Below are 16,274 nucleotides of genomic sequence, written 5' to 3'. Positions count from 1 at the left end.
GCTGGGGGCCGCGGTGGGTCTCGCGGCCACGCCCGCCCCCCCCCGCTCGGCCCGAGCCCCCCCCCCCGCGGGGGCGCCCCCCCCCCCCCCCCCCCCGGGCCCGTCACCACTGTTTCCCTGACGTGGCCGCGTGGGTGAACAGCCCTGGGCGCTGTCGTCCACCTGGCGGCCCGCACCGTCACCCACCGCGGTGCCCGCGGTTCAGCGAGGTCCTTCACCGGCGTGGCCGACGACGTCGGAGGCCTTGCGGGCGCAGGCGAAGCTGACGTCCTTGGCTCCGTGCCACTGTTCCCTGCGGACACGGTCGCGTTCCCCGGGTTCACGATGGGTGGGGCCGGTGATCGGCGGCGCTGCGGCCTGCGGGCCACCTCATCCGGTTTCATCTGGCTCGGACACACATCGGATGTCTTCGAGTCCGTTCTCTTGACATGCTCTCGCCCGAGCGTTCACTGTGTGCTTCGCCAACTCGTGCATTCTCCCGCTCACTTACCCGCATGCGTCGCGTGTCGCGCGCATTAGGAGCGATCATGCTGCAACGGCACCACACCTATCGGCGCTTGAGAATGATCCGATCATTAGCTGGAGCAGCTGCCGCGTTTCTCATGGCCGGGCTCCTCGTCCCCACAGCCGCGCTGCCGGCCTCGGCCGCGGCTGCCACCGCGACCACGGCCTGGCAGAACGGCAGTTTCCATGTGGACACACCGAATGTGGTCCGCCGCTCCGACATCGTGCTCGGCAAGCCGAACTCGGCCGGTGCGCAGTCGCTGCCCCTGGGCAACGGTTCGCTCGGCACCGCGGTGTGGGCGGCGAACGGATTCACCGCGCAGCTCAACCGCTCCGACACGCTGCCGGGCCGCAAGTCGCCCGGACAGGTGACCATTCCCGGCCTGTCGAAGATGACCGGCGCCGCGGATTTCAAGGGCTACCTGGACCTGTACACCGGGGTGCTGAACGAGTCCGGCGGCGGTATGACGCTCAAGGCGTGGGTGTCTGCCACGAAGGACGAACTGGTGGTCGACGTCACCGGCGCCGATCCCAACGCCGCCCAGTCCGCCTCGGTCAGCCTGTGGTCCGGGCGCAGCCCGCAGGCGGCGGCCTCGGGAGCGATCGGCACGCTGGCCGAGACGTGGGTGGACAATCAGGAAGCCGGCAGTTCCGGGCGGACCTTCGGATCGCTGGCCGCGCTGAGTGCGGGCGGCCGGGGCGTCTCGGCGCAGGTCGTCAACAGCACACAGGTGAAGGTGAACTTCACACCCAACGCGGACGGGTCCTTCCGAGTGATCGCGGGCGCACCCACCTGGACCGGTGGCAGCGCCGGCAGCACCGCCTCCGCGCTGCTGGGCTCGGACGCCGCCGCGGCCGAATCCTCCCTGCTGTCCACCCAGCAGTCCTGGTGGGCGAACTACTGGGCCAACAGCGGAATCCTGGAGGCGAACTCCTCCGACGGCCAGGCGCAGTACATGGAGACGCTGCGCACGATCTACCTGTTCATGGAGGCCGCGTCCATGCGGGGCGCCATCCCCGGCAGCCAGGCCGGGGTCGCCGACATGTTCAACTTCGGCCAGGACCACCAGAACTGGACGCCCTCGGCGACCTGGCTGTGGAATCTGCGCACGCAGATCTCGGCGAACATGAGCAGTGGCAACTTCGCCCTCAACATCCCGATCTTCAATCTCTACCAGAACAATCTGCCGGCCATCGAGGCCTGGACGAAGCAGCAGATGGGCGGCCTGCCGGGGGCCTGCGTCCCGGAGGTCATGCGGTTCAACGGCAACGGCGGCGACCCGTCGCCCGGCGCCAACGCGGCCTGCAGCCGGCCCGGGAGCCCCAACTGGAACGCCCTCGACGTCACCTCCGGCGCGGAGATCAGCCTCTACGTGTGGCAGCAGTACCAGGACACCGGCGATGTGAACTTCCTGCGCACCTACTACCCGCTGATGCGGGACTCGGCGACCTTCCTGCTGGCCTACCAGAAGGTGGGATCCGACGGAAAGCTGCACGCGGTGGCGAACGCCCACGAGACACAGTGGGCGGTGCAGGACCCGACGACCGACCTGGCCGCCGACGCCGCGCTGTTCCCCGCGGTGGTCAGCGCCGCGAAACTGCTGAACACCGACACCTCCCTGCAGACACAACTCACCACCGCCCTCGGTCAGATCCCCCCGTGGGCGCGCACCGACTACGGGCACACCCAGGTCCTGCCACCGTCGGCGGATTCCTCCAACAACGACGTCATCGCCTGGTCCTACCAGCCGACCGCGACGACCAGGAACGGCGAGAACATCGACCTGGAGCCGGTGTGGCCGTACAACCTGATCACCGACGACCCCGGCGCGCTGCACGATCTCGCGGTGCGCACCTACAACCACCGGGTGTTCTACGGCGCGGGCAACGACTGGAACATGGACGCGATCGACGCCGCCCGCCTCGGCATGGCCAGTGAGGTCGCCTCCCGGCTGGTCGCCATCACACAGGCCCACCAGGTGTACATCAACGGCCTGTCCGACCTGGGCAGTTCCGTCGGCACCGAGGGCTACATCGAGCAGCTCTCCGGAGTGGCCACCGCACTCGACGAGGCACTCGTGCAGGACTACGACGGCACCCTCCGGATCGCCCCGGCGTGGCCGGCCGGCTGGGACGTCAGCGGCACCGTCGCGGTGCAGGGCAACACCAGGGTGAACGTGCAGGTGCAGGGGGGCAGCCCGGTCACCGTGGCCATCCAGGCCGGTTCGTCACGGACGATGAAGGTCCGTAACCCCTGGCCCGGCAAGGCGGTTCAGGTCGTCAACGGTTCCGGCAACGCGGTGGTGGTCTCCTCCACCACCGCCACCACCTTCGACGTGCCGGTCGTCTCCGGCCAGTCCTACCTGGTCGAGCAGGTCGCGGCCCCCACCACGGCGCTGCCCTACGCACAGGTCTCCGGATCCCCGGCGACCACCGCCAGACACCTGGGCACCGTACAGATCGGCATCGACGGCAGCGGCGGCACGCCCGGCAACGGTTCTGTGGTCTCCTTCAAAGCGCACGCCAACGGCGACTACGTCACCGCCGACAACGCCGGTGCCGCCCCACTGATCGCCAACCGCACCGCCATCGGACCCTGGGAGCAGTTCGACCTGATCGACCAGGGCAACGGCTCCGTCGCGCTCCGCGCCCACGCCAACGACAAGTACGTCACCGCTGACAACGCCGGCGCCGACCCGCTGCTGGCCAAGGTGACCGCGGTCGGCACCTGGGAGCAGTTCCAGCTCGTCCACAACGGCGACGGCAGCGTCAGCCTCAAGTCCATGATCAACGGCGACTACGTCACCGCCGAGAACGCCGGCGCCGATCCGCTGATCGCCAACCGTACGACGATCGGGCCCTGGGAGGAATTCGACCTGATCGACGACTGACCCCGGTGCATCCCCGCCGCGTGCGACCTGCCGCGTGCGACCTGCCGCGCGCGGCGAGGCCGCCGGCCTCAAGCGTGGGGCGGCTGGTGTCGACCTGCGCATTCGCCGAGCGGCCGGGTGCCGGCCGGGTATCCCTCGAACGGGCCCGCGCGGCGCCCAGGTAAGGCGGCATGGGATTGCCTGCACGTCGGTTTCCGCGGAGCGGCCTGGTCGCATGCCCCTACAGACGTTGCATGCCGCTACAGACCTCGCAGCGCCTCGTACAGATCACCGTAGGCCGCCCAACAGTCGATGCTGCCGTCGTCGTACAGACTGCCCATGTACCAGTCGTCGTCATGGACAGGCTTCACAAGGCACAGAGCGTGGAATCCGAGAACGATCTCCGGATGCAGCACCTGGTCGTGGGCTCCGGGGCGGGCCACCCACTTCACCGCCCGGTCCTTGCTCAGAGCGACAGCCTCGCGGTCCCCGGACACGTCACGGATCTGCTGAAGGGACCATCCCGGGGGCAACTGTGCGTCCGACATCCACAGATGATCTCACCCGCCAGGCGTGGAGCATTGCCTGGTCGGTCGGGGGCCGGGGCCGGTGACGGTCGGCCGGTTGCGCTGGTCGCGGTACCTCATTGCCGTACAGGGGCTGGAGCGTAGGCCGCGGTTTTCGACTGTCGGGTCAGGACGCACGAGTTCGCGTTGTCGGGATCCCCTACGGTCAGAGCCACCAGCAGACGTCCCTTGTCCCGGTAGAGGTCGAACGGGGTGTGTTCGTCCCCCATGACCACATCGAGCTGCTGTTCACCACCGAAGTCGTCGATCTTCCAGGTGCCGTTCCCGCTGACCCTCTGCGTGACCTTGCCGTCGAGTTCCATCTCGGTAGGGACGCCGGTCGCGGACGCCGATCTGTCCGGATTCAAGGTCAGCGTGGTGTCGCACTTCCGGGCGTGCCAGGTGCCTATGAGCTGAGAGTCGTGGACGTTCTTCGCAGGCGGATAGCCGCCCCATCCCGTGCATGCGCAGACCGACAGCGCCGCCGGGATTGACATCAGTGCCCACTTCCATGCGCGGCCGTTCATCGCGCACCCCCTTCGTACCAGTGGCTTGATCTTAGGCGCCTGGCCGGCCGGGGCAGCCTGCGGTCTGCGGGTGACGACGGGAACGGGAGTTGAGGCTCAGGCCCGGAGCTGCCACGGGGCGAGAGACCGGGCCTCGTACGGGTGCGGCGGATCGGGCCGGCTCCAGGTCTGACAGCCGGCCCCGTCCGCCGGCTCGCGGGTTGTCGCGGGCCCGGTGAGGTGCGCGACGGCGGGCGGCGCCGGCACGGGCCGCTCGCGTCCGAAGGGCTGGTCCCGGGGATCGTGACCGGAACCAGCCCTCCGCCGTCAGGGACTGATGTGCCTCACTGCCCGAAGCCGTAGGCGAACAGGTGGACAGTGCCGGTGGAGCCCGTCACCGGAAGGGTGATCGACGCCACCTGCTTGGACACGTCGAGGGGGACCTTCGTCGAGAAGACGTACGTCTTCACGCTGTCCCGACCTCCGCTCGCCGTGTTCCGGTAGGCCGTCGAGACGGCCGTCGTGTCACCCGGAATCGGCTTGCTGCCGCCTCCGTTGAGCGTCCAGTCCGAGAAGCCGACCGTCGCCTGGGACGTGGTGCCGTCGGTGTAGTCGACGGTCAGTGTGCCCGAGACCCCGCTGCCGTCGACCGGGGCGTTGGTCGCCGAGCCCAGCAGGCCGAGGGACGCACCTGAAGTGCCGGCCGGCATGGTGATGGTCTGGCCGGCCATCTCCAGGTTGTCCGGCTGACCGGACGTCACCGTCGGCCAGGTGTAGGAGATGCCGTCGGCCGTGACGGCCGAGCCGTTGGTGACCCCGGCCGCCGACAGCGCGTTCTGCGAGAACGCCCAGCCGCCGCCGTCGAACCCGGCCGAGAAGGTGGCCCCGTCGGGGAAGACGCCCTCATTGGTGTCGTAGGGCCACAGCGCACCCGCCTTCGCAACGGCCACGCGGAGGGCGGCACTGCCCACCGCGGTACCGGTGCTGTGGTCGGTCAGCGCGAAGGTGACCGGGAACGTACCCTCGTTCGAGCCCGCCGTCACATGGACCTTGGTCTCGGCGCTGCCGGACGCGGCCACCGTCAGTGAGCCGGATGCCGTGTCCAGCGTGACGCCCGAGGGTGCCGTGGCCTTCCAGTCGACCGTGACGGCCTTGCTGCCGAGGTTGGTCAGCTTCAGCGTCCCGTCACCGGACGCACCCGGCTGGAGGACGAGGCCGTCGCTGGTGGGGCCGGTCGCGGCCAGCACCCGGTCGCCGCCCGTGGTGTCCGACGGCGGCGCCGCGGACGGGTCGGACGCCCACGACTTGTCGGGCTGGGTGCCGAGGGTGAAGTCGAGCGTGCCGGCACCCGTGAACTGCTGGTAGGTCAGCCAGGAGGTCTTCCACGGCTTGCCCTTGACGTCGAGCGACTGCACGTACGGCGCGTCGGGCGCGGCCTGGGGCGCCTTGATCTGCACCGCCTTGCCGCTTTCGAGGGTCACCTTGGCCACCGGGAAGGCCGGACTGCCGAGCACCAAGGTGTCCGCGCCCGGGGTCTCGGGATACATGCCGAGGGCGGACCAGACGTACCAGGAACTCATCGCGCCGAGGTCGTCGTTGCCGAACGAACCGACCGGCGCGTTGAAGTACAGCTTCTGCTGGGCGTCGCGAACCGCCGCCTGGGTCTTCCACGGCTCGCCCGTGTAGGCGTACTCCCACGGGATCTCGACGCTCGGCTCATTGCTCAGGTCGGCGTCGGTGCCGCCGGGATGGGCAACGTTGTCCAACAGGCTGTCCAGGTAGGACGAGTACGCCTGCGTTCCGCCCCGCGCCTGGATGAGCTGCCGCAGGTTGAACGGGACCATCGGCGTGTACTGCGCCGACGTACCCTCGACGAAGCCGTTGGAGGTGCCCGGGGTGAACCCGCCCGCGAACTGGCCGTCCTTGTTCTTGCCCTGCATGTACCCGGTCTGCGGATTGAAGACGTTCATCCAGTCCTGCGCGCGGGTGGCGAACTTCGTGTAGACGGACGTCTTGCCCAGTGCCTTCGCGAAGGCGGCCACGGCGTAGTCCGCGGAGTCGTACTCCAACTGCGTGGAGACCGGCCCGTAGAAGTTGCAGCAGCTGTAGCCGTTCTCGTCCAGCGGGAGGTAGCCCTTCGCGTCCCGCACCGATTCGCCGGGACGGTCGTTGTTCGGGGACGTGCCCTCGTGCTGAAGGGCCGCGAGCGCCTTGTCCGTGTCGAAGCTCCGGGCCCCGAAGGCGTACGAGTCGGCGATGATGCCGGCTGCCGGGTCGCCGACCATGACGTAGCTCTCGCCGTTGTTCGACGCCCACTTGGGAAGCAGGCCCGTCTGGTCGTACCCGTTGAGCATCGAGGTGACGACATCGCTGGTGACCTTGGGCTCGACCATCGCCATCAGCTGGGTCTGGGAGCGGTAGGTGTCCCAGCCCGAGTAGTTGGCGTACTGGGCCTGTTGTCCCTTGGCCAGCTTGTGGATCTGGTTGTCCATGCCCATGTACTGGCCGTCGGCGTCCGAGAAGACGTTCGGGTGCAGCAGCGCGTGGTAGAGCGCCGTGTAGAACTGCACTTGCCGGTCCGCGGACCCGCCGCCGATCTGGACCTTGTTCAGCACCGCGTTCCAGGCGTCGTGGTTGGCCTGCTGTACGGCGCCGAGGTCCCAGTTCTTGATCTCGCGCGAGAGGTTGCCCGCCGCACCGGCGTCACTCGTGTACGAGATGCCGACCTTCGCGCGCACGGTGGGATTGGTGGAGGTGTCGAAGGTCAGGTACATCCCGTTCGCACCCGTCGTCGGCGGCTCGGCGCTCGACTTGGCCTTGCCCGTGGCCGACTTGGCGGGTGCGCTGCCCGCGGTCGCCGCGGGGGAGGGGGAGACGGATCGTGTGCCGCCGGCCTTGTGCACCGTCGGGGACGGGGCGGCCGGAACGGTGAAGTGCTTCTCCTTCAGCGCTTTCGACGGGTGCGTCGGCAGATTCTGCCGGACCTTGCCCGCCTTCAGCGAGGTCGCGCTCGGGTTGATCGTGCCCCCGACCCAGGTGCCGCTCGCGGTGAACGGCTGGTCGAACTTGATGTCGAAGTGCAGCGTGTACCGGTTGCTCGCACCACAGAAGTGACCACTGTCGATCGAGCCGCTGATCTCCTTCTTGTTCACCACCTGGACACGGGTCCCGTCCACCTGGGTGGCGCCACCACTGAGCTTGAAGAGCAGGTTGGCCTGCCGGCCCGCGGGGAAGGTGAAGGCGCCCAGACCGGCGCGGGTGGTGTCGGTCAGCTGGGTGGTGACCCCGTTCGCGTCGGTCACCTTGTAGGAGCCGATGCCGGTCTTCTCGTCATCGTGGCGGAAGCCCACGGAGGTGCCGCCGAGGCTGCCGGACAGCGCTCCGGTGACCGGCAGGACGGGCAGGTCACCGGCGACTCCGCAGCCGGGCCCGGACACATGGGTGAGGCTGAAGCCGGAGATCTTGCTGTCGCCGTACTCGTAGCCGCCGCCCGAGGGCCGGTCGGGCGTCGTGTCCGGACCCCACTGCACCATGCCGGCGGGCATGTCGGGGCCGGGGAAGGTGTCCACCGCACCGGAGGTGCCGATGAGGGGGTTGACCAGGGACGCGGGGTCCTTGACGAAACCCGGGGCCGCGGCGCTCGCCGCGTGGGCGTTCCCGATCACGGGGAGCGGAAGCACGGCGATGCCCATGACGGACACCACGGCCAGGCGTTGACGGAATCTCTTGCGGTTACGTGGAGCGGCTGAACGTCGGGGTCTTGCCATCGGTTGCCTCCACAGCGGGGTCCCACTTCGCACATGAGGAGTCGGCGTGCCGAAGAGCGCACGCCGACGAGCGGCAACGGTGCCGGTCGCTCCGACGGCCTGACAACGTTGCCATGCATGAGAGACGAGTGAACGCGCGTGCCTGCGGCGTGTCAACGAGATCAACAGAAGTTTCTGGTACGGCAGTTCACGGTGAGCGACCTTGGGGACGTCCGTCGCGCCGGGCCGATGGAGCTGTCAAGAACGGCGGGCGGCCTCGAATGCGGGCCCTACCTGCCCGCCTCCGGCAGACCGGACCCTCGGACCGTTCCACTGCCCGGCCTCACCGGGCAGGAGGACTAACGCGCAGTCACTGGAGGGCGCGTCAAAGGTTCTGCAAAGTGACCGATGGACCAGGCCTCACGTGAAGCCCGTGGGCGGCACCGGGGGCGACCAACTGTGTCCCGTGGGCTGTTCCGAGTCTCGTAGCGGCGAGGCTGGGTGGTTGCAGGCGCAGTTCGTGGTCGCGGGGATCGGGAGCGATGCGCCTCGAATCACTTGGGTGGGTAGTAGTCGAGGGGTGTGGAGTTGCTCCGCGTCACGTCGCTCCTGCCCAGCCCTGAGGAGGAGTTGGGGTTGGGCTCGGTGGGCGACGCCGATGTCTTCGCGGATCCCAAGGATGGATCCCGAGGTACCGAACCTGTCGGCCGGGTGCCCGGCTCGGCGGCCGGCACTGCCGCATTCTCCGGGGTGAGCGAGCGGCGCACCGGCGCCCTTGCTGCTCGTAGTGGGCGTGTGGTGAGTACGCGGCTGGGGCCGGCCCGACCGTCCGTGTGATCGAGGTCGGCCGGGACCGGCCCGGTCGGCCCCGTGGCCGAGGTCGGCCGGGGCCAGGCGGGGCCAGGCGGGGCCAGGCGGGGCCAGGTGGGCCGGCCGCGTGGCCGGGCAAGGGTCAGATGAATCCGGCGCGTTGGTGCTGCGTGAGACGGTCGAGGATCTCGCGCAGCCATGGGCTGGAGACGGTCGGCAGTCGAACAAGGGTGTGCCGGAACGCTTCCGGGTCGGCCCGGAACAGGTGATGGGGGTGCGGTGCGGGCGGGTCGAAATCGTCGCGGAGGACACCGTCGGGCAGGCCGCCCGACGCGGGGACGGGCAGGTCCGGCTCGCGGGCGGTCGAGTCCGGCCCAGGGCGGGCCAGCCACAGCCACACTCCGAACGGAAGTGGCACCAAGTATGCCGTCGCGTCGGCAGCAGGGGACCATACGTCCCCCGTCTGCGGATGGGTCGGCACGAGGAGGATGTCGGCGTCCGCGCCGGGAGCCGGCCGTCCCGGTCCGGCCAGGACCGCGTGCCGCGCCCGCGGACCGGCGGGCAGCATGGAGTCGAGCGCGGGTTGGAACACCTCCCCGGCCAACCCGCCCGGCACGGTCACCGGTCGGCCCTCCGAAGCCGCGAGGAGGTGGGCGAGTGCCCGGCCGGCGGCCGCCTCCCACCGCGGGCTCCACGACCACTGGTGATGCGACCAGTGGCCTGCCTTCACTCGCGACCCCCAGTCGGCGATCGGCTCGAAGGGAGGCGTGCCCTTGCCTTCCGCCGTCAGCTCGGCCCAGGTGAGCGGTGCGGTGACGCCGCCGACGGGAACGCGGCGCACGGCGTTCGGGTCGAGCCACATCGCCTGCCAGAGCGAGCAGTCGTCGACGCGGCTCGCCACGGGGAGGGCGCACTCCATGCACGCCACGTTGGGGCCGGCGGCTCCGTCGAGACCACAGCAGTTTCCGTCTCCGCGATTCTCCGGGATCAGCACGGTGCCGCGGGCGTCGCCGGGTGCGATGACGATCGCGCCGGGTGCGCCGTCGGACAGGGCGTGGACCGGCGCGTAGATGCCGCGGGCGACGGCCTCGTCCGGATGGATCTCCGCCCACCTCCGCCATGGCGGCCCCGAGGGCTCCGGCTCCACGGCGAACGTGCCCGACTCCATGAGCACCGGGAGTTGAGCCCCGTTCCCGTATACCTGATGCGCGTGGACCGGCAGGGCGACCTGGGACAGCGGGACGGTCAGCTCGGAGCCACATCCCGCACACGCGAAAACGAACAAATGTCCTCCATCTGGGAAACAGAGGCATCTTCGCAGCTCGGCGGCCGCAGGCCCATCGGTTTCTGGCGGGGCCTTGCGGACGGTCATCGGGGGGTCATCCGTGACACGGCTTGTCCAGGCATCGACGAGGCGGGTGAGGACACCTCGGATCAGGGCCTCGTGTTCCTCCAGGGCCGGCCTCGTCGAGGGTCCGCCTCCCCGATCCGGTCATGAGATCGTCGAGCCCATGACCGAGTCCTGGGTGATCGACGACAGCACCGCGGTGCTGTCGGCCGAGGCGGTGCTGGAGACACTCCGGGCGAGGATCGGCGAAGGCGAGCTCGACACGTGGCTGACAAGTTCGTCAGACCGCAGGCTGGCCGTGGTGACCAACACCAAGCGGGCGATGGTGGTGTTGATGGACGGTGAAGGAGACCCCGGCGAGCACGCCGTCGACCCCGGGTCCGAGGGATCGAGCGACGGCTTCCTCCTCTCCGACGGGCAGTACGACGTGTACCTGGACGAGGACACCGTTCCGCTTGAGGAAGCGTTCAGGATCGTGGAGCACATCGTCGGCAAGGGCACCTGGCCTCCCGGCGCGCGATGGGTGGTCGATCGCTGAGCCGGCGAGCTGTCGCCGTGTGCGGATGAAGTTCTTGATCAGGACGATGCCGAGAGGGTCCGGCGCGTCTGCCGGCAACTCTCGGCGGCGGGAGCGGGCTCCGGCCCGGTGCTGATGCGATGCGCACGGCAGGAGGTGGAGTCCGCGCCGACCATATCGCTCAGCTTGTCAGGGGGGTCCAGCCGTCGTGCGCGTACCAGTAGCGCGGCAGGCCCTTGATGGCGCTGGTGCGGAACGCGATGCCGTGGTCGTCGATGCGCTCCGTGCCGGTGCGGCCCTGCGAGGACCAGTCCAGCTCCAGGTACCAACGGCAGTCGCAGCCGGCGGTTCGGGCGTCGACCAGCAGCACCTCGGGATCCTTCGAGGACACCCGGTAGGGCATGCGCATCGCCGGCGTGCTCCTGCCGTCCTCACTGCCCTGGACCGAGCGGGCGATCGGGCGGTCCCTGTCCAGATCCACGGCGAACGAGCGGGGGTTCATGTCGCTGCCGCAACCTTGGCCCGTGGTGTAGACGGTGCCCTTCACCGGGGTGGCCCGTCCCACGACGCGGACCCGCAGCGCCTCCAGGACGACGGCCGTGTCCGTTCGCCCCTGCACGGAGACGGCCACGAGGGTTTGGCCGCCGTGCACCGCGTCCTGTGTACGGGCCCAGGGAGCGGCGTCCTGGGGGGCCGGGGGTGGCGGCACCTGCTGGGGTGCCTTGTCGATGACGTAGGCGTGATTGCAACCGAGCTCCCAGAGCTGGGAGTTCGCGGTCCAGGCGAGGGGCGGCGCGGCGGGGGCGCCCTCGGCGGACTCGTTCGCGGACGGGCTCGACGAGCGGTAGCGGTCGCCCGCCGCGGGTGCCTTCGGTGACGGCGCGCCGGGCGGCCGGCGGTGCGTGGCGGACGCGGGTGCGGACGGTGTGGGGGAGTCGCGCCGTGCGTCCGCGGTCCTCGTGGTCGTCGTGCCGGACGCCTGGTTGCCGCCGGTGGCCCAGAAGTGCCCGTACGGCAGGGCGGACAGGCTGCCCAAGGTGGCGATCAGTGTGGTCACGACAGCCGCCGTGACCGCTGCGCGGCGCCCGAACCAAGGCCTTCGCGAGGCGGGGTGCGACGCGGTGTCGAGCTCGTGCGACGAGTCGACGACGCTCTGCGCGGGGGATTGCCGGGGACCGGGGGAGGGACCGTGCACCGCCGCGGGCACGGAGTCGGCGGCCGACGTGGATCTGGAGTCGGCGGCTGCCGCGGACGCGAGCTCGGTCGCCCCGTCGGCCTGGGGGCTCCCGCTGTCCGCCGAGCGCGCTCCGGGGACTTCCGGTGCGGCCTCGGTCGCCGTCCGGGGCCGTTGTCGTGCCGCCACGGCGAGGACCCACCGCCGGTGCAGCTCGATCCGTTCGGCCGGACTGGCCTCGCACATCGCGGCGAACCGCTCCACGGGCGCGAAGCCGAGCGGCACGGCGTCCCCCGCGCAGTACCGGTGCAGCGTCGAGGCGTTCATGTTCAGACGGCGCGCGAGTGCCGCGTAACTGCGGTCCGTACGCGCCTTCAGACGCCGCAGCAGCGCCGCGAACTCCTCCACCTCGTCCTGGGGCGACACCGGTTCCCCCCTGCCTCGCGTCCCAGGACGGCATCCCAGGCACTCCTGATAAAGAGAGGTCAAACGGCCTGGGACGGTTCCACCGTTGCGGATGAGACGGCCTCCGTTGTGCTCGGACCGGGGGGCCGCCAATGCTCTTGCTGTCGCCGGAGCCGCCCTCACACCACGAGGGTCGACGGGCCCTACCGCACACGGCGACGTACCTTTCAACCCACCGAAATCGGGGAAGCACACTGATGAAGAGCAACACGACCGCCCGCAAGCTCGTCCGCCGCACCCCTCTGATCGTCGGCCTTGTCGCCGCCGTGGCCCTGCCGTTGGGGCTCACCGCGTCGGCACAGGCGTCCGTCCCGGCCCCCGCGAAGGTGTCCGCGGTCGCGCCGCGTTCGGTCAGCGGCATCTCCGGCCAGGCGGTGACCCGGGTCGCCGACTTCTACGGCGCGTACATCGACGCGAAGGGCGACTACGAGGACCCGGACGCCACGCTGGCCGCGGTGCTTCGCAAGCACTACCTGACGCCCGAATTCGCCCAGCGCCTGGCGGCCTGGGAGGAGGAGAACGGGGCGGACGGCGTCCTGCGTGCCCAGAACCTCCCGGCACAGTGGAAGGTGACCGACAACGGCGCCGTGGGTAACGGCCATGAGGTGATCGTCACCCTGACCTTCGGCAGCGGGGGGACGACGCAGAAGACCAAGCTCTTCGTGCTGGTGGAGCGGTACAACCACATCGTCGACATCGGCACCACGACCAACCGCTGACGGCCTGGCCGCGCCGCTCGGTCCGTCCCGGCGTCCTGGCCTCCGGCGTCCCGGTGTGCCGGCCTCCCGGCTTCCGGCCCCCCTGATAGGACAGGGCGCCGGGGTGGGAAGTGGGAAGACGGGATGGATGCCCTCCGGGGATCAGGGTTCCGTCCCCGTCCTCGATCGCGGGGCCTGACCGCAGCGCGGTCGGGCCCCGCGCCGGGCCGTCAGGCGGTGCGCTGGATGGACGACGGCCGAGGTCCACGTGCGTGAACGCGCCCTCCTCCAGCCGGCCGTCGTGCGTGAATGCCGTCGACTGGGTGGGCGGGGCCAGGAAGACCCGTACGGGCTTCCTGGCCCTGTGATCTACGCGGCCGCGGCGTTGTCTCGATCCAGCGCCGCGCACAGCCAGTCGTCCGCGGAACCCGGCGTCGGTACCGGCGCGCCGCCCGGCGGCGCAAGCACCACGGCCGTCAGTTCCCAGTACCGGTCCAGACGCGGATCGGCGGCGAGCCGGGGGGCCAGCGAGCGGCGGAACTCCCGGCTGTCGCGGCTGTCGTAAGCGCTCGCGTACGCCGCCACGTAGGCGTCCAGCGCCTCACCCGGGTAAGGGTCCCGTGCCCGCCGCAGCTGGGGGCCCGCGAGCTCGTACGCCTCGGCGAGACCCGCGTACAGCGCGGCCGCCCCGACGGCCCCGCCCACACGGTGCACGTCCGGCTGGGGCCGCCGGCCGCCCGGGCAGGGAGCCGTCGTCATCGCATGCAGCCGGGCGAAGGCGAGCACCTGCGCCGGGTCCGGCTCAGCGGGCGGCTGTGGAACGGCCACCTCCAAGAACGCCGACGTCGCCCGGGCCGGCATCCGCGGCGGCAGCCAGGCACGCCAGAACCGGGCCAGCGGCGCCGTGCTCGGCGGGACGTTCACCGCGCCGATCAGTCCCAGCACGTCCGCCCGCTCAACCGGCGGGCACTCCCGCACCAGCCGCAGCGCCGCCTCCCGCCAGCGCAACGCCCGCACCTCACTGCCCAGTTCACGAAGACGACCCGCGACGGCTTCCTCCAGCACACGGCCCGCCGCGCCCTCGTCCTCAAGGACCCGGCGCACCTCGGGCAGCGGCAGACCGAGGGTCCGCAGGGACCGGATCAACCGCAGCCGCTCCAACGCCTCAGGGCCGTAGCGGCGGTGCCCGCCGCCGCTGCGGGAAGCCTCGGGCAGCAGACCGCGGTCGGAGTAGAAGCGGACGGTCTTCACGGTGGCACCCGCGCGTTCGGCGAGCTCACCGATGGTCCACACAACCTCGTGCGACGACAGTTGAACCTCCCTCTGGGGGAGTTCCTACGGTACTGGCGCACGCGGACCGGGGCCACGTCCAGGTCCGCGGACCTGGACGCACGCGACCGGCGTGACGTCAGATGTCGGACCCTGGGAGACAGTCATGACCGTGTTCATCATGGTGGCGGGCGTGTTCACCGGCGCCGGCGTGTGGCAGGAGACAGCCGCACGACTGGCGGAGGCGGGCGGCGAGGTGCACGCGGTCCCGCTCACCGGAGTCGGTGCGGGGCGCCCCGCACCATCGGTCCCCGTCGATCTGGAGACGCACATCGCGGACGTGATCGCGGTGATCGACGCGGTGGGCCCGGCGCCCGGAGGTGAGATCGTGCTGGTCGGCCACGACTACGGCATCCATCCGGTGCTCGGTGCCGCCGACCGGCGGCCTCAGCACGTCGCCCGCATCGTGTACCTGGACTGCGGAATGCCACAGAACGGCGTCCCTGCCCTGGCTGCCGTACCGGACCGAGTCCTGCGCGCACAGCTGTCCGACCAGGCCCAACACGACCCCTTCAAAGGCGAGTTGGCGCCGCCGTCCGATGGTGAGTGGCAGTGCTGGGGCAGTACGGCCGGCCTCTCCGCCGCGGCACTGGAGCGGCTCACGGACCTGGCCGCGCCGCAGCCGCTGGGAACCCTGCTCCAGCCGTTGCGTCTGACCGGAGCGGCGGCCGCGGTTCCCAGCACCGGGGTGCTGTGCACGCGTAACGGCGTCGGTATCGACCTGGTGCAACAGCGCGTCGATCTCGGCGACCCCGCGATGGCGGCCCTGACCGACCCCCAGGTCGCCTTCTTCGAACTGCCCACGGGACACTGGCCGATGCTGTCCTGCCCCGGCGCCCTGGCGGACGTCCTGCTGCGCGCTGCCGCCGGCGAGGGGCGCCGCCTGCGACCGGCCGACGCCTCTGCGACGCCCGTGCATCTGCGGCCGTTCCCGCTGGAGGTGCCCGAAGTACCCCGCGACCGCAGGGGACATGTCGACCTGTACGTCCCCGATGCCAAGGGCCCGCGACCGGCCGTGGTCCTCGTGCACGGCGGTCCGGTGCCCGCCGGTGTCCTGCCGACCCCGCGTGACTGGCCGAGTCTGGTGGGACACGCCCGTCTGGCGGCCGCCGAGGGCGTGATCGGCGCGACCCTCGACCACCGGCTGCACGATGTCGGCGACTTCGAGAGCGCCGCCGCGGACGTCACCGCCGCCGTGGAACTGGTGCGGTCCGATCCCCGGGTGGACGCCGACCGGATCGCCCTGTGGTTCTTCTCCAGCGGCGCGCTGCTCACCGCGGACTGGCTGAGGCACCCCCCTGCCTGGCTGCGCTGCCTGGTCACCTCGTACCCGTTGCTGGCGCCGCCGCCCGACTGGGGGCTGACCGGCAGCCGGTTCCACCCGGTCCGGGCGGTCTCGCAAGCCGGCACCCTGCCCCTCGTCCTGCTCCGCGCGGGGCGAGAGACACCCGAGGTCGCCGCCACCGTGGAGGCGTTCGTGAGCGCGGCCAAGGGCTGTGGGGCACACCTGGAACTGGTCGACGTACCGAACGGCCACCACGGCTTCGAGACCCGCGACGCCTCCGAGGAGACGCGCCACGCCCTGCGCCACGCGATGCGCTCGGTGGCCAACCGTCTTACGGGAGACGCCGTTTCCCACACATCTCTCGGGGGTTAAGGCGCCCTGCCCGGCGGTGCCCTGCCCAGCCGTGCCCGGCCCGGAACACGATCCAGGCATGGCAGGAGGTGTCCACGCCGAGCG

Annotated in this window: 10 protein-coding genes; 4 read left to right on the top strand and 6 right to left on the bottom strand. The window is 70.7% G+C overall.

Annotation, left to right across the window (positions count from 1 at the left end; all coding sequences use genetic code 11):
* Positions 1–602: 602 nt before the first annotated feature.
* The gene (locus tag ACFV2J_RS38725; RefSeq protein WP_385443162.1) at positions 603–3,395 is read left to right on the top strand and encodes a hypothetical protein; all 2,793 of its coding nucleotides are present in this window, start codon (positions 603–605) and stop codon (positions 3,393–3,395) included.
* A gap of 239 nt (positions 3,396–3,634) precedes the next feature.
* Here ACFV2J_RS38725 and ACFV2J_RS38720 read toward each other — a convergent pair whose 3' ends face one another.
* From ACFV2J_RS38720 to ACFV2J_RS38705, 4 genes are all read right to left on the bottom strand, one after another.
* Entirely contained in the window at positions 3,635–3,922 is a 288-nt protein-coding gene (locus ACFV2J_RS38720) for a hypothetical protein (RefSeq protein ID WP_385095881.1), read from the bottom strand.
* 95 nt (positions 3,923–4,017) lie between these two features.
* On the bottom strand, positions 4,018–4,467 hold the full coding sequence (locus ACFV2J_RS38715) for a hypothetical protein (RefSeq protein ID WP_385095884.1): 450 nt from the start codon (positions 4,465–4,467) through the stop codon (positions 4,018–4,020).
* Positions 4,468–4,790: 323 nt separating this feature from the next.
* Positions 4,791–8,138: a GH92 family glycosyl hydrolase gene (locus ACFV2J_RS38710; RefSeq protein WP_385095887.1), complete on the bottom strand. Its 3,348-nt coding sequence runs from the start codon at positions 8,136–8,138 to the stop codon at positions 4,791–4,793.
* A 1,006-nt stretch (positions 8,139–9,144) separates the two neighbouring features.
* The gene (locus ACFV2J_RS38705) at positions 9,145–10,287 is read right to left on the bottom strand and encodes a hypothetical protein (RefSeq protein WP_385443157.1); all 1,143 of its coding nucleotides are present in this window, start codon (positions 10,285–10,287) and stop codon (positions 9,145–9,147) included.
* Positions 10,288–10,513: 226 nt separating this feature from the next.
* On the opposite strand from ACFV2J_RS38705, the gene ACFV2J_RS38700 reads away from it, so the two are divergent.
* Complete coding sequence (locus tag ACFV2J_RS38700) at positions 10,514–10,888, top strand: hypothetical protein (protein ID WP_385086240.1); 375 nt, start codon at positions 10,514–10,516, stop codon at positions 10,886–10,888.
* A 160-nt stretch (positions 10,889–11,048) separates the two neighbouring features.
* Here ACFV2J_RS38700 and ACFV2J_RS38695 read toward each other — a convergent pair whose 3' ends face one another.
* Positions 11,049–12,467: a helix-turn-helix domain-containing protein gene (locus ACFV2J_RS38695; protein WP_385086238.1), complete on the bottom strand. Its 1,419-nt coding sequence runs from the start codon at positions 12,465–12,467 to the stop codon at positions 11,049–11,051.
* A 236-nt stretch (positions 12,468–12,703) separates the two neighbouring features.
* Here ACFV2J_RS38695 and ACFV2J_RS38690 point away from each other — a divergent pair, with 236 nt between their 5' ends.
* Positions 12,704–13,225 carry a hypothetical protein gene (locus ACFV2J_RS38690; RefSeq protein WP_385086236.1) on the top strand — a complete coding sequence of 174 codons (522 nt, stop codon included), beginning with the start codon at positions 12,704–12,706 and terminating at the stop codon, positions 13,223–13,225.
* Positions 13,226–13,573: 348 nt separating this feature from the next.
* Here ACFV2J_RS38690 and ACFV2J_RS38685 read toward each other — a convergent pair whose 3' ends face one another.
* Complete coding sequence (locus ACFV2J_RS38685; RefSeq protein ID WP_385086234.1) at positions 13,574–14,497, bottom strand: MerR family transcriptional regulator; 924 nt, start codon at positions 14,495–14,497, stop codon at positions 13,574–13,576.
* Positions 14,498–14,639: 142 nt separating this feature from the next.
* Here ACFV2J_RS38685 and ACFV2J_RS38680 point away from each other — a divergent pair, with 142 nt between their 5' ends.
* The gene (locus ACFV2J_RS38680; RefSeq protein ID WP_385443152.1) at positions 14,640–16,190 is read left to right on the top strand and encodes an alpha/beta hydrolase; all 1,551 of its coding nucleotides are present in this window, start codon (positions 14,640–14,642) and stop codon (positions 16,188–16,190) included.
* The last annotated feature ends 84 nt before the right edge of the window (positions 16,191–16,274 follow it).

It is taken from the genome of Streptomyces sp. NPDC059668 (assembly GCF_042734135.1).
Taxonomy (GTDB): domain Bacteria; phylum Actinomycetota; class Actinomycetes; order Streptomycetales; family Streptomycetaceae; genus Streptomyces.
This window is presented reverse-complemented; position numbering and strand designations above follow the sequence as displayed.

What these genes read in the sequence shown, in the direction of transcription:
- ACFV2J_RS38725 (WP_385443162.1), top strand. Translation starts at nt 603, where the DNA reads ATGGCCGGGCTCCTCGTCCCCACAGCCGCGCTGCCGGCCTCGGCCGCG.
- ACFV2J_RS38720 (WP_385095881.1), bottom strand. Translation starts at nt 3,922, where the DNA reads ATGTCGGACGCACAGTTGCCCCCGGGATGGTCCCTTCAGCAGATCCGT.
- ACFV2J_RS38715 (WP_385095884.1), bottom strand. Translation starts at nt 4,467, where the DNA reads ATGAACGGCCGCGCATGGAAGTGGGCACTGATGTCAATCCCGGCGGCG.
- ACFV2J_RS38710 (WP_385095887.1), bottom strand. Translation starts at nt 8,138, where the DNA reads ATGGGCATCGCCGTGCTTCCGCTCCCCGTGATCGGGAACGCCCACGCG.
- ACFV2J_RS38700 (WP_385086240.1), top strand. Translation starts at nt 10,514, where the DNA reads ATGACCGAGTCCTGGGTGATCGACGACAGCACCGCGGTGCTGTCGGCC.
- ACFV2J_RS38690 (WP_385086236.1), top strand. Translation starts at nt 12,704, where the DNA reads ATGAAGAGCAACACGACCGCCCGCAAGCTCGTCCGCCGCACCCCTCTG.
- ACFV2J_RS38680 (WP_385443152.1), top strand. Translation starts at nt 14,640, where the DNA reads ATGACCGTGTTCATCATGGTGGCGGGCGTGTTCACCGGCGCCGGCGTG.